23 protein-coding genes and 1 pseudogene are annotated in these 23,597 nt (G+C 27.5%); 1 reads left to right on the forward strand and 23 read right to left on the reverse strand.

Annotated elements, in window-relative coordinates:
* Window positions 1-27: 27 nt before the first annotated feature.
* The 5 genes from gatB to L6653_RS03100 are packed head-to-tail and all read right to left on the reverse strand — an operon-like array spanning window position 28 to window position 7,333.
* A complete protein-coding gene (gene gatB, locus L6653_RS03080; protein ID WP_236785466.1) occupies window positions 28-1,449 on the reverse strand; it encodes an Asp-tRNA(Asn)/Glu-tRNA(Gln) amidotransferase subunit GatB in 1,422 nt (473 codons plus the stop codon).
* Window positions 1,439-2,848 (reverse strand): Asp-tRNA(Asn)/Glu-tRNA(Gln) amidotransferase subunit GatA, encoded by a 1,410-nt coding sequence (gene gatA / locus L6653_RS03085; RefSeq protein ID WP_236785467.1) that lies wholly within the window; start codon window positions 2,846-2,848, stop codon window positions 1,439-1,441. The genes gatB and gatA overlap by 11 nt, the downstream gene beginning before the upstream one ends.
* 9 nt (window positions 2,849-2,857) lie before the next feature.
* Window positions 2,858-3,136 (reverse strand): Asp-tRNA(Asn)/Glu-tRNA(Gln) amidotransferase subunit GatC, encoded by a 279-nt coding sequence (gatC, locus tag L6653_RS03090; RefSeq protein ID WP_236785468.1) that lies wholly within the window; start codon window positions 3,134-3,136, stop codon window positions 2,858-2,860.
* 2 nt (window positions 3,137-3,138) lie between these two features.
* Window positions 3,139-5,142, reverse strand: coding sequence for an NAD-dependent DNA ligase LigA (gene ligA, locus L6653_RS03095; RefSeq protein WP_236785469.1), 2,004 nt, complete (start codon window positions 5,140-5,142; stop codon window positions 3,139-3,141).
* 1 nt (window position 5,143) lies between these two features.
* Complete coding sequence (locus tag L6653_RS03100; protein ID WP_236785470.1) at window positions 5,144-7,333, reverse strand: ATP-dependent helicase; 2,190 nt, start codon at window positions 7,331-7,333, stop codon at window positions 5,144-5,146.
* A gap of 304 nt (window positions 7,334-7,637) precedes the next feature.
* On the opposite strand from L6653_RS03100, the pseudogene tnpA reads away from it, so the two are divergent.
* Window positions 7,638-8,108 (forward strand): annotated as a pseudogene (tnpA, locus tag L6653_RS03105) (IS200/IS605 family transposase).
* A 136-nt stretch (window positions 8,109-8,244) separates the two neighbouring features.
* Here tnpA and L6653_RS03110 read toward each other — a convergent pair.
* The 18 genes from L6653_RS03110 to L6653_RS03195 all read right to left on the reverse strand — a co-directional run bounded on the left by L6653_RS03110 (window position 8,245) and on the right by L6653_RS03195 (window position 23,557).
* The gene (locus L6653_RS03110; protein WP_049690971.1) at window positions 8,245-8,565 is read right to left on the reverse strand and encodes a YerC/YecD family TrpR-related protein; all 321 of its coding nucleotides are present in this window, start codon (window positions 8,563-8,565) and stop codon (window positions 8,245-8,247) included.
* A 9-nt stretch (window positions 8,566-8,574) separates the two neighbouring features.
* A complete protein-coding gene (locus tag L6653_RS03115; protein ID WP_236785471.1) occupies window positions 8,575-10,224 on the reverse strand; it encodes a formate--tetrahydrofolate ligase in 1,650 nt (549 codons plus the stop codon).
* Window positions 10,225-10,326: 102 nt separating this feature from the next.
* Window positions 10,327-10,977: a type 1 glutamine amidotransferase gene (locus L6653_RS03120; RefSeq protein ID WP_236785472.1), complete on the reverse strand. Its 651-nt coding sequence runs from the start codon at window positions 10,975-10,977 to the stop codon at window positions 10,327-10,329.
* Window positions 10,974-12,305 (reverse strand): MurT ligase domain-containing protein, encoded by a 1,332-nt coding sequence (locus tag L6653_RS03125; RefSeq protein ID WP_236785473.1) that lies wholly within the window; start codon window positions 12,303-12,305, stop codon window positions 10,974-10,976. Before L6653_RS03125 ends, L6653_RS03120 begins: the two co-directional genes overlap by 4 nt.
* Before the next feature lie 138 nt (window positions 12,306-12,443).
* Window positions 12,444-13,148 (reverse strand): glucosaminidase domain-containing protein, encoded by a 705-nt coding sequence (locus L6653_RS03130; RefSeq protein ID WP_236785474.1) that lies wholly within the window; start codon window positions 13,146-13,148, stop codon window positions 12,444-12,446.
* 76 nt (window positions 13,149-13,224) lie between these two features.
* A complete protein-coding gene (gene pyrE, locus L6653_RS03135) occupies window positions 13,225-13,794 on the reverse strand; it encodes an orotate phosphoribosyltransferase (protein WP_236785475.1) in 570 nt (189 codons plus the stop codon).
* A gap of 8 nt (window positions 13,795-13,802) precedes the next feature.
* The gene (locus tag L6653_RS03140) at window positions 13,803-14,702 is read right to left on the reverse strand and encodes a dihydroorotate dehydrogenase (RefSeq protein WP_236785476.1); all 900 of its coding nucleotides are present in this window, start codon (window positions 14,700-14,702) and stop codon (window positions 13,803-13,805) included.
* Window positions 14,702-15,418 carry a dihydroorotate dehydrogenase electron transfer subunit gene (locus L6653_RS03145; RefSeq protein WP_236785477.1) on the reverse strand — a complete coding sequence of 239 codons (717 nt, stop codon included), beginning with the start codon at window positions 15,416-15,418 and terminating at the stop codon, window positions 14,702-14,704. Before L6653_RS03145 ends, L6653_RS03140 begins: the two co-directional genes overlap by 1 nt.
* Window positions 15,405-16,271, reverse strand: a complete 867-nt coding sequence (gene pyrF, locus L6653_RS03150) for an orotidine-5'-phosphate decarboxylase (RefSeq protein WP_236785478.1) — start codon at window positions 16,269-16,271, stop codon at window positions 15,405-15,407. Before pyrF ends, L6653_RS03145 begins: the two co-directional genes overlap by 14 nt.
* On the reverse strand, window positions 16,246-17,442 hold the full coding sequence (locus L6653_RS03155; protein WP_236785479.1) for a dihydroorotase: 1,197 nt from the start codon (window positions 17,440-17,442) through the stop codon (window positions 16,246-16,248). Before L6653_RS03155 ends, pyrF begins: the two co-directional genes overlap by 26 nt.
* Entirely contained in the window at window positions 17,442-17,870 is a 429-nt protein-coding gene (locus L6653_RS03160; RefSeq protein ID WP_236785480.1) for an aspartate carbamoyltransferase regulatory subunit, read from the reverse strand. The genes L6653_RS03155 and L6653_RS03160 overlap by 1 nt, the downstream gene beginning before the upstream one ends.
* A complete protein-coding gene (gene pyrB, locus L6653_RS03165) occupies window positions 17,863-18,792 on the reverse strand; it encodes an aspartate carbamoyltransferase (protein ID WP_236785481.1) in 930 nt (309 codons plus the stop codon). The genes L6653_RS03160 and pyrB overlap by 8 nt, the downstream gene beginning before the upstream one ends.
* Window positions 18,793-18,850: 58 nt before the next feature.
* Window positions 18,851-19,384 carry a class IV adenylate cyclase gene (locus L6653_RS03170; RefSeq protein ID WP_236785482.1) on the reverse strand — a complete coding sequence of 178 codons (534 nt, stop codon included), beginning with the start codon at window positions 19,382-19,384 and terminating at the stop codon, window positions 18,851-18,853.
* Window positions 19,384-20,064 carry a metallophosphoesterase gene (locus L6653_RS03175; RefSeq protein ID WP_236785483.1) on the reverse strand — a complete coding sequence of 227 codons (681 nt, stop codon included), beginning with the start codon at window positions 20,062-20,064 and terminating at the stop codon, window positions 19,384-19,386. Before L6653_RS03175 ends, L6653_RS03170 begins: the two co-directional genes overlap by 1 nt.
* Window positions 20,061-20,975: an ATP-binding protein gene (locus L6653_RS03180; protein ID WP_236785484.1), complete on the reverse strand. Its 915-nt coding sequence runs from the start codon at window positions 20,973-20,975 to the stop codon at window positions 20,061-20,063. Before L6653_RS03180 ends, L6653_RS03175 begins: the two co-directional genes overlap by 4 nt.
* Before the next feature lie 29 nt (window positions 20,976-21,004).
* Entirely contained in the window at window positions 21,005-21,967 is a 963-nt protein-coding gene (locus L6653_RS03185; RefSeq protein ID WP_236785485.1) for an AAA family ATPase, read from the reverse strand.
* Window positions 21,960-22,991 carry a metallophosphoesterase family protein gene (locus L6653_RS03190; protein WP_236785486.1) on the reverse strand — a complete coding sequence of 344 codons (1,032 nt, stop codon included), beginning with the start codon at window positions 22,989-22,991 and terminating at the stop codon, window positions 21,960-21,962. Before L6653_RS03190 ends, L6653_RS03185 begins: the two co-directional genes overlap by 8 nt.
* Entirely contained in the window at window positions 22,988-23,557 is a 570-nt protein-coding gene (locus L6653_RS03195; RefSeq protein WP_236785487.1) for a histidine phosphatase family protein, read from the reverse strand. Before L6653_RS03195 ends, L6653_RS03190 begins: the two co-directional genes overlap by 4 nt.
* Between the last annotated feature and the right edge of the window lie 40 nt (window positions 23,558-23,597).

A 23,597-nucleotide genomic window follows, 5' to 3' on the forward strand; every position in this document is an offset into this window, starting at 1 on the left:
ACAAATAAGAGCGGCCAAAGCCAGCTCTTACATCTCTCCTATTCTTTCTTTTAATAAGGCATTTACTTGTTGAGGATTAGCCTTACCCTTTGTTTTTTTCATACATTGGCCAACCAAAAATCCAAACGCTCTGTCTTTTCCGTTTTTAATATCTTCAACGGATTGTGCATTTTCACTCAAAACTTCTTTTACTACATCTTCTAGAAAACTTTCATCGTTAATTTGAAGAAGATTTCTTTCTTTAGCAAGTTTCTCTGGATTTTCATTTGATTCAAAAATTTCTCTTAATAATTTTTTACCAACATTATTATTTATTTTATTAGATAAAACTAAATTGATTAAGTTAGCAAAATTTTCTACAGACAAATTCATTTGGTCAGCTTCAATCTCACTTTCATTTAAGCGTCTTGAAAGCTCTGTTAATATCCAGTTTGAAACTTCCTTAGGATTTTTTACCAAATCATTTGTTTTTTCAAATAGATTTGCAAGCTTCCTATCGTTTGACAAAAGTCCTGCATCATAGTCTGAAAGTTTATATTCTTCCATATACCTTTTTGCTTTTGCTTCAGGCAATTCTGGTAAATTTTCTTTTATTTCATCAATAAATTCTTTACTTAGCTCAATTCTTGGTATATCAGCTTCTATAGAAAACCTATAATCATTAGCAGTTTCTTTAGTTCTCATAGAAATTGTGCTTTGAGAATCATCATCCCATCTTCTAGTTTCTTTTACAGATTCTTCTCCGTTTTCTAGGATTTTTTTATGTCTATCAGTTTCAAATAAGAGGGCATCTTCAATAGCCTTAATTGAGTTTAGGTTCTTAATTTCAGAAATAGCTGTTCTATCACCATTTTCAAGATTTTCTAAATTTATATTTACATCACAACGCATTTGCCCTTCTGCCATAATACAATCAGAAACGTCTAAAAATCTTAAAGTTTGAGCTAATTTTTCAACAAATTCTCTTGCTTGTTTTGCAGATTTTAAATCTGGTTCAGTAACAATTTCAATTAGAGGAAGTCCTGCCCTATTGTAATCCATTAAGGTGTTGTTATTTTCATCATGATTAGATTTTGCAGTGTCTTCTTCCATATGAATTGAATTTAATCTTATTTCATCCCCATCACTTAAAATTATATGACCGCCTACTGCATATGGTTCGTCTTGTTGGGTTATTTGATATCCCTTTACAAGGTCTGGATAAAAATATTTTTTTCTATCCATTTTCATAGACTCTCTTATATCACAATCAAGAGCAAGACCTGCTTTTATTGCATATCTTACAGCTTCCTTGTTTATTAAGGGTAAAGTTCCTGGATGACCTAAACAAATTGGGCAAGTATTTGTGTTTGGTATAGCTCCAAATTCATTTTTACAGGAACAAAACATTTTTGTTTTTGTAGATAATTCTACGTGAATTTCTAATCCTATAATAGTTCTAGTTTTCATCTCTTTTCCTTTCGAAAGTTTCGCAAGCGTTTATTATATCTTTATCCTTAAATCTATCTCCAATAATTTGAATACTTCCAGATATTCCTTTTCTAACTGGAATAGATATTCCACAAGATCCTGTTAAATTTACGCATACATTAAAAATATCTGAAGTAAAATCTTTTAATGGATCATCAGTATATATTCCTAATTTTGATGGAAGATCTACTGTTGTTGGGGTAATTAATAGATCATAGTTTTTAAATATTTCTTTAAATTCTTCCACTATTAATGTTCTTAATTTTAGTCCTTGCTTGTAAATTCTTTGGTCATCTTCACTTGATAAATACATAGTTCCAAGAGCTATTCTTCTTTGAACATTTTCTCCAAAGCCTTCTGACCTATTTTTTATAAATAATTCTTCAACATTCTTGTACTCGTCAGTTTGGTGACCATACCTAATTCCATCAAATCTTGATAAATTGCTTGAAACTTCTGAACTCATTACAACATTATAAACTTCATTTGCATATTTAGAATATTTTAAATATATTGGACAAATTTCTGCGCCCATATCTTTTAAAATTTCTATTGCTTTTTTATAATCTTCTTCTACTTCCTTATCCAAATTATATACATTATTTTCATTTTTAATTACAGCAATTTTTTTTCCAGAAAAATCATAATTTTCTTTTTCAAAATTATAATCTTCAAGACTTGCTGTCATATCAAATTTATCTGGGCTTTGACTTGCTGATGCAAGAGATCTTAAATCACTAACATTTTTTGCAAATAAAGAAACTTGATCAAGGCTATTTGCCATTGAAACAACCCCATACCTACTCATAAGAGAATAAGTTGGTTTGTATCCAATAATATTACAATAGCTTGCAGGTTGTCTTACAGATCCACCTGTATCCGTTCCTAAAGAAACTAATACATCACCTTTTGCTACACTAACTGCAGAACCTGATGAAGATCCTCCTGGAATTAAATTTTCATCTAAGGGATTTTTTATTGGTCCAAAATATGAAGTTTCTCCTGATCCTCCCATAGCAAATTCATCCATATTTGTTTTTGCAATTATTATAGCATCTTCTTTTAGTAAATTCTCAACAACTGTAGCATTATAAACAGGTTCAAAATCTTTAAGCATTTTTGATGCACAAGTTAATTTCATATTTTTGTAGGAAATATTATCTTTTACGCTTACAGGAATACCAAATAATTTTCCTAACTCTTTCCCGTTTTTTAATTTTTCATCTAAAAATTTTGCTCTTTCTAGACTATCATCTTCATTAAAAGAAATATATGCATTAAATTCATCATTTTTTATTTTTTCTAAAACATTTTTTGTATTTTCGTAGACTGAAATTTCTTTATTTTTAAATTTATTAATAGTATTTTGAATATCCATATTTTCTCCTTAAAGTTTCCAATCCAACCTAAAATAACCATATTCTGTATCTTTTGCATTTTTAAGAGCATCTTTCCTGTCTAGAGATTTACCTACAACATCTTCTCTTAATATTGCATTATGATTATCTAACATTTCTGTCATTTTTACATTTTCACAATCCACATCAAATATATGGTCTATAAAATCTAAAATTGTATTATATTTATCGGAAATTTTGTCTATATCTTGGTTGGATAAATCAAGATTTGCTAGTCGATAAATTCTTGTAACTTCACTTTTATCCATAATTACTCCTCTAATTTTTTTATAAATTCGTATAAATCATCATTTTCTAAAACTTTAATACCTAATTGGTCTGCCTTTTCTTTTTTGCTTCCTGGTTTTTCTCCACACAAAACAAGGTCTGTGTTTTTTGAAACAGAAGATGTAACATCTCCATTATGATCTAAAATCAATTTTTTTATATCATTTCTCTTATAATTTTCAATGCTTCCTGTAATAACTATCTTCATCCCGTCTAAAGAATTACTCGTATTTTTTTCTTCAGTTTTTTTAATATTGATCCCTTTGTCTAAAAGTTTATCAATAGAATCTTTTATATTGGGATCGTGGAAAAATTCAACTATATCGTGGGAAGTTTTTTCACCAATATCTTCAACTTCAACTAACTCTTCTTCTGTTGCATTTCTCAAATTTTCCAGACTTTTAAATTTTTCCTGTAAATCTCTTGCGGTTTTAACACCAACATTTGGAATTCCGATTGCATATATAAAATGATTTAGTTCACAATTTTTGCTATTTTCAATTGCACTTAATAAATTGTTGGTTTTTTTATCTTTGAATGATTCCAAATTTATTAAATCTTCATACTTTAAATCATACAAATCATAAATTTCTTTAATATCAAGTTTATTAATAAATAATTCCACAGTCTTTTCTGACAAACCTTCTATATCCATAGCATCTCTTGATGCAAAATGAACCATCCTCGCCTTTAATTGAGGTGTACAAGATATTGAATTTGGACAATATATGTGAACATTTCCCTCAATTAATTCGCTATGACAATAAGGGCACTTTGTTGGCTTTTTAATTTCTACAGTATTTTCTTGGTTTTGATCAACAACTCCAAGAATTTCAGGAATTACATCATTCGACCTTCTTATAAATACTTTTGATCCTATTTTAACTTTTTTTCTTAAAATATCATCGTAATTATTTAAAGTTGCTCTTCTTACAGTTACTCCAGAAAAATCTACCGGTTCAAGAATAGCTGATGGTGTAACTTTACCAGTTCTACCAACATTCCAGCTTACATCTAAAAGCTTTGTCGTGTATTCTTCTGCTTCATACTTATAAGCAATTGACCATCTAGGAAATTTATTTGTATAACCTAAAACTTCTTGAGTTTTTACATCATTTACTTTTATAACTACACCGTCTGTCAAAACATCTATATGGTGTCTTTCTTCTTTTATAAAATCTATTTCTTTTACTATATCGTCAAATTTTCTTATTACTTTTTTGTATGGATAGACTGGTAATTTTTGATCTTTTAAAAATTCCAACTTTTCTTCTTCAGTTTTAAAATCAAGACTGTTGGTTGAAATTTGATAAAAATAAGCCTTTAAATTTCTCTTTCTAGTCTGACTTGTATCAAGATTTCTGATTGCCCCTGCTGCAGCGTTTCTTGCATTTTTTAATGGAATTTCATTTTCTTCATTGTATTTTTTTAAACTTGATAAAGGCATTACTGCTTCACCTTGGATTTCAATTAAAGATTTTTCCTTAATTTTTGTAGGGATTGTTGGAATTGTCAAAACTTGTTTAGTTACATCTTCTCCTACTATCCCATTTCCTCTTGTAGATGCAGTTTGTAATATTCCATTTTCATAGGTCAAATTAATAGTTAAACCATCAAATTTATATTCTGTAATAAATTCTAATTCATCAAGTTTTTCATCGTGTGTTTCATTGTACTGGTCACGAAGTTTTTTTGTCCTTATAACCCAATCTTTAAGCTGGTCAATATTTTGAGACTTATCTTGAGAATATAATCTTGAAATATGGTAGTGTTTTTCAAACTTATCTAAAATTGTCCCGCCGACCCTTTGGGTTGGAGAAAATTCATTTATATATCCAGTTTTATTTTCAAGATTTCTAAGCTCATCGTATAACTTATCATATTCACCATCAGAAACTATAGGCTCATCCAAAGTATAGTAATGATAATTTAAGTTATTGATTTTATCAATCAGCTCATCTATTTTAATCTTATCTTTCTTATCCATTTTACATCCTTTTTATTGGGGCATAATCTTGATTTAGTTTTTTTAGTCCTTTTTTATCAAATGCTACTACAAGTTCATTTCCATCATCTGATTTTTTTATTTGAACTATCATTCCTTGACCCCATTTTGTATGAATAATTTTATCACCAATTTGAAATTCTTCTTTTGATGATTCTTTTACAGTATTTTTCTTTAAGACACTCTCTCTTGCCTTATCTCTCATGTAAGATTCATTGCTTTTCATTTTTACATAGGGAGAATAAGCAGGGGTTTTGTCTTGGTCTATTTTTTTAATAGAAGATTCAATTTCTTTTAAAAATCTTGAAGGTTTATAATAAACAGCTTGGCCAAATTGCCTTCTAATTTCTGCACTAGAAAGATATAATTTCTCCATAGCCCTTGTTATTGCAACATAACAAAGTCTTCTTTCTTCTTCAATATTTCCTTCATCAATAGATCTTTTTGATGGAAATAAACCATCATCCATGCCAACAACAAAACATACCTTAAATTCAAGGCCCTTTGCAGAGTGAATAGTCATAAGTGAAATTGAATCATCACTATCTTCAGTTTTATCCAAATCTGATAAAAGTGATAAATTTTCCAAATAATCGTGGATATTATCTTCTGGATTATTTGACTGATATTCTGCGGCTGAGGAAATAAATTCATTTAAATTGTCTATCCTTGACCTGTTTTCTACAGAATAAGATTCTTCCAAAGCTTTTATGTATCCACTCTTATCAAGTAACTCTTCTATCAATTCCACAATGTCATAATCCCTGTAATTATCAAAAATTTTTGCCAAGGGATTATAAAATTTTTCGCAAGCACTTTTTAATTTTGTAGGAAGATTTAAAAATAAAGACGGATCACAAACAAGCTCTGTTAAAGAAAAACCTAACTTATTAGCTTCATTTTCTAATTTTTCTACAGTTTTATTACCAATTCCTTTTTTAGGTTCATTAATAATTCTTTTTAAACTTATATCATCTTTTGGATTTACTAAAACTTTTAGGTAGGAAACTAGGTCTTTTATTTCTTTTCTATCATAGAATTTAAGTCCACCAACTACCTTATAATCAAGTAAATTTTTCATAAGATATTCTTCAAAAACCCTTGATTGAGCATTCGTCCTATATAAAATTGCCATATCTTTTAGTCTATAGCCATCATTTAATAAAGAATTTATTTCATCTATTACAAATTTTCCTTCTTCAGATTCAACAGATGACTTTTTATACAAAACTTCCGAACCATCATTTTTTGATGTCCAAAGATTTTTGTCTTTTCTTTCAGTATTGTTTTTGATTAATTTATTGGCAACATTAATAATATTAGAAGTTGACCTATAATTCTCTTCAAGTTTTATAGTTTTTGCGTCCTTAAAGTCTTTTTCAAAATCTAAAATATTATTAATATCTGCACCTCTAAAACTATAAATTGATTGATCAGCATCCCCAACAACCCTAACGTTATTGTGAACTTTACCAATAAATTTAATTAATTCATATTGACTTTTATTTGTATCCTGATATTCATCTACATAAACATATTCAAATTTATTTTGATAATATTTCAAAGTATCTGGATCTGTTGCAAATAAATCTAGGGTTTTTAATATTAAATCATCAAAATCTAGAGAATTGTATTCAAATTTTTTCTTCTCATAATTTTTGTAAATGTTATAATATTCCTCTTGCTTAGCATAAGATGTATTTATATTTAAAAAATCTTTAGGACTTATTGATTTGTTTTTACAAAAACTTATAACATTTAAAGCCTCTTTTGGACTAATATCATCTTTGTAATTCAAATCATTTATAATTTCTTTTACCAAAGTTTTTTGATCATTTGTATCATAAATAGTGAAATTATTGTCATATCCAATTTTATTTATATTCATTCTTAAAATTCTTGCACAAATAGAGTGAAAAGTACCAATCCACAAGTGAGAAACATCTTCATCTAAAAGATCTGATATTCTTTCTTTCATTTCATTGGCAGCCTTATTTGTAAAAGTAATAGCCAAAATATTAACCGGATTTACATTTTTTTCCTTTATCAAATATGCAATACTTGTAGTTAATACTCTGGTTTTTCCACTCCCAGCTCCCGCTACAACAAGAAGGGGACCTTTGTCATGTAAAACCGCCTCTTTTTGTTTATCATTTAAATTAGATAAGTCCATTCTTCACATCCTTTCATCCTTATAATTATACCATAAGAGTTGGACTAATCTAAGATATGAAAATAATTTATATTTTTTCTTTTACTATTATTTTAAAAAAAATTAAAAGAAAAACGAACTTATCTTTTTAGATAAATTCGTTTAATCTTTGTCCACTTAAGTGAGTTGAGCGAACAAAAGAGAGCGAAACAAAAAACCACCTGCTATGCAGGTGGAGGGATTTAGCTTTAGCTTCAAGCACCAAGAAAACCTCCTTAAAGTATAATTGTGATAGTCACATGCACAATTAAACAAGGAGGTAATCATGGATAAAAATACTTTATCGCATACAAGCTGGAGATGCAAATATCATATAGTTTTTGCACCCAAATATAGAAGACAAGTAATATACAGACAACTAAGAAAAGATATAGGTAGCATACTTCGATAATTATGTTCAAGAAAAGGAATAAAAATAATAGAAGCAGAGCTATGTCCAGATCATGTACACATGTTGGTAGAAATATCACCAAAATATTCAATATCACAAATAATGGGATATTTAAAAGGAAAAAGTTCACTGATAATATTTGATAGACACGCAGATTTAAAATATAAATATGGAAATAGACACTTTTGGTGTAGAGGATACTATGTAGATACAGTGGGAAGAAATGAAAAGAAAATAAAAGAATATATACAAAATCAATTAAAAGAAGATTATTACACTGACCAAATAAGTATAAAAGAATACTATGACCCGTTTACGGGAGAGTCAGTAAATAAAAACAAATAAAAAACTGCTTCAGCAGTAGTTGGGATAGTGGTGCATGTGATGGAATATTCGGAGCCCCAATAGGGGGCGTGCCGGTATTCGCGCCTTATAGGCGCTGTGCAAACTACCAGCTAAGCTGGTAGTTTTGATTAAAATTTTATTTTTTATTTTTCTCTTCTTTTAGATTGTTTGCAATTAATTTTTCAAGAACTAAATCATATCCATCACTACCATAGTGCAAGGACCTATTTACTCTTGAAATTGTTGCTGTAGATGCTCCTGTTTGCTCTTCTATTTCGCTGTAAGTTTTTCTTATTTTTAATAATTTAGCAACTTGCAATCTTTGTGAAATAGATTGAAGCTCTCTTGCTGTACAAGCATCTTCAAAAAAATTATAACACTCGTCTCTATCTTTTAACATCAATATAGCGTCAAAAAATTCATCTAATTCTTTACTTTGTAATTTTGAATCTGTCATTTTCTTCTCCTAAAATAATCCTATGATATTTCCATTTTCGTCAATATCTATGTCATATGCTGCAGGTCTTTTTGGAAGTCCTGGCATAGTTAAAATATTTTGAGTAAGTGCGACAATAAAGCCTGCACCTTTATTTAGTTTAATATCATTAATTGTAATCTCATATTCACTATCTGGATTTAAATTTTTCGGATCATCTGATAGGGAATATTGAGTTTTTGCAATACATATTGGTAAATTATTTGAATTTAAATCATTTATTCTTTTAATTTCATTTAAGGCCTTTTTAGAATATTTAACTCCACTCGCCCTATAAATTTCTTTGGCAATAACTTCAATTTTCTCTTTTATAGGAAGATTTTCATCATATAAAACTTTGAAATTATTTTCTTCTTGGCTTTTTTCTATAATATATTTACAAATATCAAGACAGCCTTCTGATCCTTTATGATATACATCACATTCAAAAGCTTTTAATGATAAATCTTCTACAAGTTTTTCCAAAGTTTTTAATTCATTTTCCGTATCTTGGTCGAATTTGTTGATCGCCACAACGATATTATTTGAGAATTTCTTTAAATTTTCTAAGTGAATTTTTAAATTTTTAAATCCTTTTTTTAATGTTTCAATATTTTCTTGGTCAATATTTTTTAAATCTTGACCACCATGATATTTTAAGGCTCTTACCGTTGCAACAACTACTGTCATATTTGGTTTTAAACCTGCTTTTCGACATTTAATATCGTAGAATTTTTCAGCACCAAGATCTGCACCGAAGCCTGCTTCTGTTACAGCAAAATCTGATAAAGAAAGGGCTGTTTTAGTAGCTATAATTGAATTACAACCATGGGCTATATTTGCAAATGGTCCACCGTGAATTATTGCAGGTGTATTTTCTAATGTTTGGCATAAATTTGGTTTCAATGCTTCTTTCATCAAAACACAAACTGGACCTGTTGCTTTTATATCATCTACAGTTACTGCATTTCCATCAATATCATAAGCAACAATCATTTTTGCGACTTTTTTCTTAAAATCAAATAAATCATTGCTTAAACAAAATACAGCCATCATTTCTGTTGCAACAGTAATATCAAAACCATCTTGTCTAACAATTCCATTTGTTTTTTTACCCAAACCTACAACAACTTCTCTTAAGGCTCTATCATTTAAATCTACACATCTTTTCCAAACTATATTATTTAGGTCGATGTTTTTTTCATTTCCTTGATAGATATGATTATCAATCATAGCAGCAACCAAATTAACTGCACTTGTTATTGCATGAAAATCACCAGTAAAATGAAGATTTATATCTTCCATTGGAATAACTTGGGAATAACCTGCTCCACACGCTCCTCCTTTAATACCAAAAGAAGGTCCTAATGAAGGTTCTCTTAAAACCGAAATAGATTTTTTTCCAAGCTTATTTAATCCCATAGATAAGGCTACATTCATAGTAGTTTTTCCCTCACCAAAAGGTGTAGGAGAAATTGCCGTTACTAAAACAAGTTTTGAATCCTTATTTTTGTCAAATACAGGATTAATTTTCGCCTTGTATTTACCATATTTTTCATAATCTGTAATATTTAGATATTTGGCAATTTCGTCAATATCTTTAATCTTAGCTTCTCTTGCAATCTCAATATCTTTTTTCATTTAAACTCCTATAATTACAATATGTTTTGCTTTTCAAATATATTATATCAACTTTTCACATTCAGTGCAATAGTTTATTAAAGTGAATTAAAATTTATTTATTCATCTTTTCCTATTTTCTATAATTTCTATGAAGGTATTTGCCAAATTTTCGTTACGTGCAAGCAAGGGACCATGTAAATATGATGCAAAAGCATTTTTGTATCTAAATCCTTCAGTAGAATCTTCACCATTGTTTCCGTTTCCAGAAATAACACTCGCAAAAGCTTGGTTTTTATCTTTTAGATAGGTAACTCCTCCATGGTTTTCAAAACCATGATAAATCTCACCATTTTTCAAATCTTTTATTTCAATATTTCCTACAAATCTATTACCTTTTTCTTGATTCTTTGTATAATAATCAAAAATTTTAAGTCCTTCTATTTTTCTATTGTAAGCATCATAATAATATTGACCCATAAGTTGAAATCCACCACAGATTGCAAGAAAAAGTCCAGCATTTTCAATATATTTTTTTATATTCTCTTTTTTATTTTCCAGATCTTTTTCTACAATAGACTGTTCATAATCTTGACCACCACCAAAAAATACAAAATCATATTTATCAGGATCAAATTTATCATCTAAACTTATCACATCAAGATTTACTTTGTGGCCTTTTTTTTCAGCAAAATATTTTAAGGCCATTACATTACCAACATCACCGTAGGTGTTTAACAAATTTCCATATAAATGGCATATGTTTATAATCATTTAAGTTTTAAAACCTCCCTCAACCTTAACATGGCAGTATAGGTAGAAAGTATATAAATTTTTTTAGTTACCTCACTCTTTATATTTTCTAAAATTTCATTTTCAAAATCAAATTCCTTTATCTCACCATCAAATATATCAGCAATTTCAAGTCTTCTTTTCATATCTTTTTTTCTTGTTCCTGAAACTTTTATTCTTTTTATATTTAATTTTTTCAACCTCTCATAATAAGAATCATAAATCCAAGACACATCTGTACCATCAGCGTAATTATCATTTAATAGACAATACAAGCTAATTGGTTCATTTTCTAATAGCATGAGATTTATTATTTGATTTAAACCTGTTGGATTTTTAACAAGATTTATAATTAATTCTTTATTTTCAATATTAATTACTTCTTGCCTTCCAAAAACGTGTTCTTGAAATTTTAAACCATCAAATATTTTTTCATACGGAATTTCTAATTCTTTTGCCAAAGCTATGGCACTTAGGGCATTATATATATTATAAAATCCTCCAATTTGAGTTTCATACTTTTCACCATTTACTATAAATTTTGAAAAATTAGCATCCATAGATAATATTTCACTAATATTATAAGAAAGTTCAGGAGAATGAAAATCACAATTTGGACATGAAAAGTCTCCCAATGAAGAATAATTTACCAATTTATATTTTAAGATTGAATTACATTTTGGACATAAAATTCCATCACTATTAAATTCGGCTTCTTTGTCATAATTATCATTGATTTTATTATCTTCTCTAATTCCATAATAAATTGGTTTATATTCTTTTAAATCATCATAAGAAAAAATAGGTAAGTCACCATTTGCAATGATTTTTACATTTTCGCAATTTTTAAGTCCATCCATAATTTTTTTATAAACATTATAAATTTCTCCAAACCTATCCATTTGATCTCTAAAAATATTTGTCAAGATAACATAATCAGGCTTTAAAAATTCACTTATTTTAACTAGGTTAGCCTCGTCCACCTCCAAGACTGCAATTGTATCCTCATTTTTTGGAACATCTAATAAAACTGTTATAATTCCTTGAATCATATTTGAACCAGAATCATTAGTGAAAACATGTTTATAATATTTTCTTAAAATATTTGTAACAAAATGTGTAGTCATAGTCTTACCGTTTGTACCAGTAACAAAAATAAATTTTGTATTTTCGCTTAAAGCACTCAAAATATCATTATCCAAGTTATAAGCAATTTTTCCTGGCAAACTTGTAGCCTTATGATTAGTCATTTTAAGTAATACTTTACTAAACTTTGCAATTTTAATAATTAATTTATCTTTTATATTCATAAAAAAATTATAACAGATTAAAGGGTAAAAAGTCTATAATATTTTTATTCAAAATATTTTAAATAATGAGATTAAATTATTTGATTTTTGATATTAAATAATTAAAAAAATCAAAAAAAATAGACTATAAAAATTAGCCTATTTCTCTTCAAGTATATATGTACAAACTTCTTTCATCATATAGTCAACTTTATCTGACCAATCTGGGTCACTTGCATATAATTTTCCTATAGATTTTGTAGATATACCATTATAATATTTTCCATCTTCACTTAAGTAATTTTCTTTTAAAAATTTTGCAACGTGATTGATTGATTCACCCTTGTCTTTAAACTTATTAGCTGCATTTATAGGATCTTGATCAATTGCATTAAAACCAAAAAGGTTGTTTTTTGACTTAGCAAGATATGAATGACCATTGCCAGTTTCATGTTTTGCCATAGCCATTAGCAATATGGCATTTACTCCATGTTTTTCTTCAGCTTTTTTAAATTCAACTCCAAGACCTTGTAAATTTGTATTTTTAAGTCCAAATTCAAGTTCATCAGCTGTCAAATTTGTTTTATTTGTCAAATATAGCATGGAATTTTTGCTAATTTTATCAGAACCATTATTTTTTAATTCTTCTAAATCTTTTTCTAATTTTTCAAATCTATCTATTCTAGATTGTTTTAAAGAAAGGGTTTCGTTGCTAATTTCATTTACTCCAGTAATCAAACTATCTCTTTTATCTTTGTTTTTTGCAGCTAAAGATGATTTATCTAATCCTGTTGCAATAACTAGCACAAGAACAATAGCTAAAAAAGATAAAAATGATATTTTAAATCTATTATTTCTTATCATCTAGACCTCTTTTCATAAATAAATTGTAACAAAACAGTTACAATCATTATATCATTCTTTTGCTAGAATGCAAATACTATTTTCTAGAACCAGGTTTTACTGCTGGAGTGTCTTTTAAATCATCTGGTAAATTATCTGGATCGAAGGTATCAATTTGAACTTGTGTCGCTGAAATTAATTTTAAACCATTGATTTCATCTTTTCCTGACCTATTTACAATTGATGTAAGAGCCTTAACTTTTCCACCAAAGCTTTCTATTACATCAACAGTTTCGAATGAAGATTTTCCTGTTGTTACAACATCTTCAACAATAATAACATTCATTTCTTCTTTAATTTCAAATCCTCTTCTTAGAGTCATAATATTATCAACTCTTTCAGTAAATATTGCATTTACTCCCAAAGCTCTTGCAACTTCGTAGGCTATTATTATTCCTCCCATAGCAGGCCCTACACACAAATCAACTTTAATTCCGGATTCTTTTATTTTTTCTGCAATAATTTTTGCAACTTCTTCACAATAAACTGGGTTTTCTATTAATTTTGCACATTGAATATATTTTTTTGAGTGCTTTCCACTTGATAATAAAAAGTGACCTTCTAAAAGTGCATCTGATTTTTTTAATAATTCAATTGTTCTATCCATATCTTCTCCTAAATAATTTTTCTTATCTCATCTAATGAATCTAGATTTTCTCTTTGCATATATCTTTCTAAATCATCAACTATATTTATCATTGTATTAAAATCTACAAAATTGCTAGTTCCAACTTGTATAGCACTTGCTCCTGCCATAATAAATTCCAAACAGTCCCTATAATTTGAAATTCCACCCATACCAATTATTGGTAAATTTGTAGCATTGCTTGCTTCATACACCATTCTTAAAGCAATAGGTTTTATACAAGGTCCTGATAAGCCTGCAGTTTTATTTTCAAAAACAGCCTTTTTATTATCAACATCAATTGCAAGAGCATTAAAAGTATTTACAAGAGATATGCAATCAGCTCCTGAATTTTCAGCAACTTTTACAAATTCTTTTATATCTCCAACATTTGGAGAAAGTTTTACCATCAAAACTTTTTTTGTAACTTTTCTTACCTTCTCTATAACTTCACAAGCTTTTTTGGGATCTGTACCAAATGCCATTCCACCTTCTTTTACATTTGGACATGAAATGTTTAATTCAATTATTGGTACACTTGTTTTATCAAGCATGGATGCTCCCTTAACATAATCTTCGACACTATGTCCACCAAGATTTGCAATTGTAACAGCATCTTTTGTTTCTAAAAACGGTAATTCTTCTTTTATGAAATATTCTATTCCAGGATTTTGTAAACCAATAGAGTTCATAATTCCAGCAGCAGTTTCATAAATTCTTATTCCCTTGTTTCCCAAATTTTTATGTAGGGTTAGTCCTTTAGAAGAAATTCCTCCAAGTTTATTTATATCAATATAGTCTGCAAATTCTTTTCCAAAACCAAAAGTTCCACTTGCAGCTATAACTGGATTATTAAATTCAATTCCACAAATATTAACTTTTAAACTCATTAGAAAATCTCCTTTGAATCAAAAACTGGTCCATCCTTGCAAACTCTAATGAAATCGCCATGAACATTTTCTACTGTGCAGCCAAGGCATGCACCAATTCCACAAGCCATATGGGCTTCCATTGAAATTTGAATTTCAGCATTTTTATTTTTATTTGCCAAAGTTTTTAACATTTGATTTGGACCACAAGCATAAATTACATCATATTTTTCTGTATCAATTTTATCTGTTATAAAAATTTTATCTTTTTTATCGATGGTTACAGTTGTAGAATTTACATAATCTTTAAAATAATCTGTAAAATATTCCTCATCACTAAATCCTGCATAAAAATCAGCTTTTAAGTCGAGAGATTTTGCTAAATATAAAAGTGGAGCTATTCCAATTCCTCCAGCAACTATTGCAGCTTTTTTTCCTTTTTTAATTTCAAATCCATTTCCCAAAGGACCAAGTAATTTTACCTTGGATCCTTCTTTTAAATCACTCAAAATTTTCGTTCCTACGCCCTTTACTTGGTATAAAAAAGACATAGATTCATCATCTTGATCACAAACACCAAAGGGTCTTGAAAGAAGTGGTGAATTTCTAAAACTATCACATCTTAACATAAAAAATTGACCAGGTCTTGCATTTAATCTTGTTTTTAACTTGCAAAAATAAATATCTTCTTTTATTTTTTTGTTAAAAATTACAGAAGCTTCCCTATAAGATTCCATTATCTTGGATTTCCTTTCTAGTTTCTATACATTTTTCTCTAGCATAAAAACCTACCTTGTCATCTCCATCTTCAAAATTTAAATAATTCTTTAAAATTGCCCTAGAAGAATTTACAACTCCTCCATTTAATGAATTTAAAAGTTTATAAACATTTAAAGAATCAGCTTTTTGAGCTCCAAAACCAGGAATCAAGAAAAACATATTATTATATCTCTCTCTTATTTTTTCAACTTCTTCCTTGTGAGTTGCCCCAACTACAAGGCCAATTGGACCGTATCCAGAATTATCAATCAATTCATCATTTACTTCTTTTAATTTATCTCCAATGGTATAGAATAATTCGTTATCATCTTTTAATCTTAAACATTCAAAATCATTTGCTCCAGGATTTGAAGTTCTTAAAAGAACAAAAATTCCCTTATCCTTGTTTTTGATAAATTCCAGATATGGTGAGATAGAATCCATGCCCATATAAGGATTTAAAGTCATAAAATCAGCTTCAAAGTCTCCTGAAAAATGTGCTTTTGCATATTGACTAGCACTTTGAGCGATATCAGATCTTTTAACATCTGCAATTGATAATAAATCATTGTCTCTTAAATACTTTAAAGTATTTTTATAAGCAAGCATCCCCTCTATGCCGTATGATTCGTAGTAGGCAATTTGAAGTTTATAAATTGCACAAACATCTTTTGTATTATCAATAATTTCTTTATTAAAGTCAAACAAACTTTCACTTACACTTTTATTTTCCTTCATTTTTTCAGGAATATAGTCAAGTGAAGTATCAAGACCTACACACACAAATCCATTTTCTTCAATTTTTTTATAAAGTCTTTCCATTAAGGTCATATTTTAAAATTCCTTTCTTATAAACTCTAACAATTTCACCTTGAAGTTTTTGATTTAAAAATAATGAATTTTTTGATTTTGATAATATATTTTCTTCTTTATATTCATATATTTTATCCAAATCTATAAGGGTAAAATCTGCCTCATATCCTTCTTTTATTTTACCTTTTTTAATTTCAAGAAGTTTAGATGGGTTTGTTGACATTAATCTGATTAAATCATTTAATGAAATAATTCCAGTCTTTACAAGGCTCATATATGATGTAGAAAAAGCCGTTTCAAGTCCAATAAAACCAGGTTTTCCATCTTCTTTTTCCTCTTTAGTGTGAGGAGCATGATCTGTTGCTATACAATCTACATATCCTTTTTTTATCATATCCAATAAAGCTTTTTTATCTTTTTCTTTTCTTATTGGTGGATTTACTTTCAAATCATCTCTATCAGAAAAATAAATATGGTGTGGAGTTACTTCACAAGTAATATTTGCACCCAAATCTTTAAAATATCTTATTGCTTCAATTGCTCCTTTTGTAGAAACATGTGAAAAATGAATAGGAACATCCATTTTATAGGAAAAATAACAATCTCTTAAAGTCATCAAATCTTCTGCAATTTCATAATCATGTTTTGAAATTTCTTTGCACTCTTCATGTAGGGTAAACTTCAAATTATTTTCTTTGGCAATTTTTATTGCTTGATACATAGAAAAATCATCATCTACTCCCTTACCATCATTTGACAAAAATAAAAGACCTTCTGGCAAATCTTTTAAATGACTTAAATCATCGGTTTTGAAATCTTTTGTTATTGAATAAACTTGCTTAATATCAATTAAATCTAAATCTTTTCCTCTTTTTATAATATCTTGGTAGACTTCTTTGCTTGATACTATTGGATTTGTGTTTGGCATCAAATTTACAGTTGTATATCCGCCTTTAAGGGCAGTCATTGATCCAGTTTTTAAATCTTCCTTGTAGGTAAAGCCAGGATCTCTAAAATGCGTATGCATGTCCACAAAAGAAGGAACCAAGATAAGACCATTACAGTCTATAATCTCAGTTTCCTCATCTTTTTCAAATTCTTTTGTTATAAATCCGTCTTCTACAAAGATGTTCCTTCTTGATATTTTAATATCATCAACAGCAACAAGATTTGTAAAAATTTTCTTCATTATTCCTCCACATCATAAATGTGATCACAATATGCGCATTTGTACATTTTTTCTTCTCTATCTATTAAGATAAATTTGCTTTCAATATTTCTTTCAGTTGTAGAAACACAAGTTGGATTTTGACATTTTAAAATTCCCTTGCTTACTTCTGGTAATTCTAATTGTTTTTTCTCAACTACTTTTTCATCTTCAATAAAGTTTACAGTTGCATTAGGATCAATAATTGCTACTGCATCAAGATTTATATCAAGATTATTTGCAATTTTTACTATATCTTTTCTTCCTTGAGAAGAGGAATTTGCATTTAAAATTAAGGCAACCTCATCTTCAATTTCGTCTAGGTGTAAAAGATTAAAAATTTTAATTCCCAATCCTCTTTTTATATGGTCTATTACAATTCCTTTTTTAAGTGAAGTAATCTCAAGCATTATTTGCCTCCAATAATTTTATAATTAGTGCCATTCTTGCATACATTCCACATTTAACTTGTTGAAAATATAAAGCTCTTGGATCAGAATCTACATCTTTATCAATTTCATTAACTCTTGGAAGTGGGTGTAGGATTGCAAGATCTTTTTTTGCATTTGCTAATTTTTCTCTTGTCAAAACATATGAATCTTTTAATCTTGTATATTGATTATCTGAGAAAAATCTTTCTTTTTGAATTCTTGTCATATATAAAATGTCAAGATCATCAAGAGAGTTATCTAAAGATCTTTTTTCAACATATTCTATATTGTTTTTCTCGAAAACACTCTTTTTAATGTAGTTTGGTAATTTTAATTCTTCAGGAGATATTAAAACATATTCGTTGTTATCAAACAAGGTCATTACTTTTAATAGTGAATGAACTGTTCTTCCGTATTTTAAATCTCCACAAATTCCTATCTTTAATCCTTCAAGTCTTTTCTTATAAGTTGAAATTGTTAGGATATCTGTTAGAGTTTGTGTTGGATGTTGGTGACCACCATCACCTGCATTTATAATTGGACAGTCAGAAGTTTCTGATGATAATTTTGCAGCTCCTTCTTGAGGATGGCGCATAGCAATTACATCAACATATTGACTTACAGTTCTAATTGTATCTTGTAAGCTTTCACCCTTAGCTTGGCTTGATGCTTTAGGATTTGAAAATCCCTCAACACTTCCTCCAAGTCTTAACATTGCTGATTCAAAAGAAAGTCTTGTTCTAGTAGAAGGCTCAAAAAAAAGAGTCCCTAATAGTTTTCCACTACAATAATTGGAAAACTTATCAGGACTCTTCATTATGTCTTCTGCTAAATCAATTATTTCAAGTAAATCATCTTTAAACAAATCTTCTGCACTTAATAAATTTTTAATCTTTAGCATTTAGACACTCCTTTTTTGTTTTTTTTATTATACCAAATGAATTTATACTCGTCAATATTTATTTACGCTTTTCAATTAATTCATTAATTGATTCACTTGTCACATTTTTTCTATCAATTTCAAATTCATCTAAAATTTCTTCCAATAAATTTACATTTGTAAATTCAATTTCCATGTAAGGATCTGGGTATACATTTTTTGACCAAATGTCTATATCAAATCGTTGGCCCTTATAGGAATAAGAAATTCTTTTTTTATCTCCAACATATCTTTCAACTAAACCTATTTCCTCCAAAATTTTAATCATATTTGAAGTTGAATTGATAAATGTGGTGTATTCATTATTTACTCTTATATTATCTTTGTTATCTACTGATTCTTTAAAGGTAAGCTCTGTTGCTTCTTTCTTATCATTTATAGTTTTTTCCCTAATCCTTAAATATCCATTAGGAAATTCTTTCGAATTTTTTGGAGCAAAAGTATGATTTGTTTGGATTTCTACTCCCAAAAATTCAGCTCCCTTCTCCTTTAATTTCTCTTCCATTTCTTCGATATCAATGTTTAATACCTTAATTTCTAATTCTCTATCCATTAACTTATCCTTTCTGGCAAAAAATTTATATAATCTCCTGCCACACATTTTATTCCTATACCATCTACTATACCCTCAAAAATTTGTTTATGTCCTGGACCGTGTAAATGTCCATACAATAAATATTCTACTTGATAGTCCTTGCATATTCCAAAAAATTCATTTAATGACTTGTCGCTATTTAAGGGTGGATAATGTAAAATTACTATTTTTTTATTATTTTCTTTATTAAAATCAAGTGAATTTTTAAGTCTTTGAAGCTCTCTTTTAAAAACTTTCTCATCATGGTCAGTAAATTCACTGTTATCCCTACTTATCCATCCTCTTGTTCCACAAATATCGTATCCTTCTACAAAAAAAGAATTATTTTGTAGAAATTTTATACTTTTAAAATCCAAATCATTTAGTTTTTTTAAGGATGACCACCAATAATCATGATTTCCTTTTAAGAGAATTTTCTCTCCGTTCAAATCATCTATTTTTTTAAGGTCAATGTAAGCCTCTTCAATATTCATAGCCCAAGAAATATCTCCAACAATTAAAACAGTATCTTCTTTTTTTACAATTTTATTCCAATTATTAAATATTTTTTCTTGGTAATTTTCCCAAGCTTTACCAAATACTTCCATGGACTTTTTTTCTGTATAGTCAAGATGTAAATCTCCTATCGCATATATCATATTTGCTCCATATTTATAAAATTTATTTCAATATCTTCTCCATCAAAAACATTTTTTTCTCTTTTATGGCAAGTAAAGTATATTATTTGAAATTTTCTTGATAAATCTAGTAAATTTAATAAGGCCATTCTTAGCCTATTATTATCATAATTTATAAAAGCATCATCAAAAATCATAAATGAATTATCCAAGAGATTGTTTGAAAGTGCGAATCTCAACGAAAAATTTACTTGATCAAAAAATCCCACAGATACTTTATCCATTCCAATTATCTCATTTTTTGATGTAACAATTACGGGTTCAAGATTATCATCATAGTCAATTTTTTTATATTTTCCTTTTGAAATTTGTCTTATAATTTGACTAATTAATGATGACATTTGATTTTTGTTATAAGTTAGCTTATCTTTATTAGAATTTATAATATCAATTGCCATATTAGAAGCTTTAATCTCAATTTCTAAGTTAGCTTTCTTTTTCATTATAATTTTTATGTCCTCAACTAGGTCAAGTTCTGTTGAAATAATGTCTTCTACACTTGAAAGCTTCTTTTCCAATTTTAAATTTTCTTCCATTAATTTCTCATAAGCTGATTCATAAAATTTTATTTTATTTTCAATATCAACGATATCTAAATTCTTATCTTTTAAATCAATAGCTTTATCATATTTTTCTTGACTAGATAAAATATTTAAAATTTCTAGAGTTTTATCCCTTTCAATTTTTAATTTTTCATATTCTTTATAAGAATCTTTTGCCATATCATAAGATATTTTAGAAGAAACAGAAATTTTAGAAAATTCATTATTTATTTTTATATTTAAGTCATTAATTCTTTCTTTTTCATTAATGTCTTTATTTTTATCTTTAAAATAAAAAAATAATAAAATAGGAATTATTAAAAAAATCATATAAGATCTTTTACTTAAAAGTCCTAAAATTAGAAAAAAATCGAAAATATTATAGGAAAAAAATAAGTTTTCTCAGCCTTATTTTGATAAAAGCTTGCTTTTTCTTCTAGTAATTTATCAACTTTATCAAAATAAAAATCATTAATATCCTCAAAACTTTTGTATTTTTCCAATTTTTTTTCAATAATTTTTAAGGAATCTTTTCTAGATTTTTCTTCTATATAATTTGAATTCGCCTTATATTTTCTGTAATTATCTCTTGATTCTTTTAAACTTTCTATATTTGTTTTTAATTCATGTATCTTTTTTCTTTGATTTTTTAATTTTATTATATCTAAATTGTAAGATTTTTTTATTTCTTTTATTTTTTGAGCTTCTTTTGTTTTTTCTTCTAGAAGTTTTATATTTTTTGCATAGGGTTTAGTGTAGGCCCTTGGACTTCCAATCTTTTCAAGGTTTTTTTCTATATTTGAAATAGCCTTAAGTTTTGAAAAAACTAAATCTTTTGAAGGATTTTTTAAAAAATCTATAATGACTTTTTTTGAGTCTTTATTTATTTTCTGAGCTTGATAGTTAGACAAGATATTCTTATATAAAGAATAATTTAAACCTAAAAAATACTCTCCCGGATAATTTAAATTTGATTTTTTTGAAGGAATTCCAATATTTTTTGCCAAGTTATATATCTTATATGATCCATCATCAAAGTTTCTATCAATTCTATAGTCATCCCCATTAAAATATAAAATCATACTCCCTGAATATTTAAAAGATCCTATGGGTTTATATTTTTCTTTTTTAGAGGAAAATCTAATTTTTTTATCTCCCTCATCAAAACCGTAGAAAATTCCCTCTACAAAATCAGAAATAGTTGATTTACCACTTTCGTTGTCCCCATAAATTAGATTAAAATTTTCTTTAAGTATTAAAGATTTATTTTGAAATTTACCAAAAGATGTCATATTTAATTTTTTTATAAAAATATTATTCATCTTTACTCCTTAAAATAGCATCAAAACCAATCTCCAAAGCTCTTTTATTTACAGGATCATCCATATCCAAATCAACAAAATACTGATAAAAATCTCCTAATATAGTTGATTCATAAATCTTTGATAAATCCTTATAGTAGTTTTGGTTTCTCAAATAATTTATTTTTAAATAAGCCAGATCTAGGCTATCTTTTAAATATTTTTCACTTATGTTAAATTTATCATAATTTGACACATTGATAGTAAAAAAATTATATTTTTTAACAAGTTTTTTTTCTAAAAATTTTTCAAAGTCTTCACTACTTTTGAAATCATTTAAGTCAAAGTCAAAAGTATTAAAAGACATTTGTGATGAATTTATGAATTTAACCCCATTTTCATCAATGAGATTATAACCAAATTCACCCTTATCCTTAAAACTCATAGGCTCAATACTTCCAACATAAAAAATTTTATCAGAAAATTTTTCTTTTTTGTGGATATGACCGAGGCCTACATAATCAAAACCAATATTAGAAATTCTTTCTAAATTTAAATTCATATAGGAAGAATTATTTTCATTAAAAACACCATGACCTATTAAAATATTATAATAATCATGATTTAGACTTATATTATAATTAAATCTTTTATCAAATATTCTATCCTTGTAAGAAATTCCATAAATTCTAACATTATTGTGTTCAAAAAATTCTATTCTATCACTTGAAAAAATATGGAGATTATCTGGTTTATCTGAAAAAAATATTTCATTTTTCCCATCAATATAATCATGATTTCCACATAAATAATAAATATCCTTGGGAAAATCTTCTAATATTTCAAATAATTTTTGGTAATCTTTTAAAGTAAAAAAATCTCTTTCAAAAAGATCTCCAGAAATAAGCAAAAAATCCTTATCCCTATTTTCTTTTAAAATTTTTTCAAAACTATCCCATTTCATTTTTCTAATAAGCTTACTATTAGATGAGTCAAAATCAAGCTTATCTGATAAATGAATATCAGAAATATGTATAAATTTCATATCAAATTCACACACTCAATCATTTTTTTATCTCTGCTTATATCAAAAACTGTAAGAGATCCATTATCTATCCAAAAGTTTTTAAAATTTCCCAAATCTTTTAAAACAGTAAATAAAGATGCTCTTATGGCAATTCCATGACTAATACATAAAATATTTCCATCAAATAAAGATTTTTCTTCCATAAAATCATTAATTCTACTTATCAAATCCTCTACGCTTTCTCCATTAGGATATTTTGTTGAATAAGGACTTTTCTTTAATTTATCATAAAAATCCTTATATTTTTCTTTTGTATCAAAAACTTTTTGCCCTTTAAAATCTCCAAAATCTAATTCATTTATTCTTTTATCTTCTATAAATTCATCAAATCCCAGATATTTTGCAGTTTCTTGACTTCTTATAAGTTTTGATGTATAAATTCTATCTATTTTATATTTTTCTAAATTTTTTTTACTTTTATCTAAATCAATATAGGCATTTTTCGAAATTCTAGTTTGTGGAGTAGAAAATCTTAAATCCTTGTTTGACTCAGTTAGTCCATGTCTTAAAAATATTATTTTCATATAATCACCTATTTTATTATAACATATAAAAAAGCAGGCT

Source organism: Anaerococcus ihuae (assembly GCF_928368155.1).
Taxonomy (GTDB): Bacteria; Bacillota; Clostridia; order Tissierellales; family Peptoniphilaceae; genus Anaerococcus; species Anaerococcus ihuae.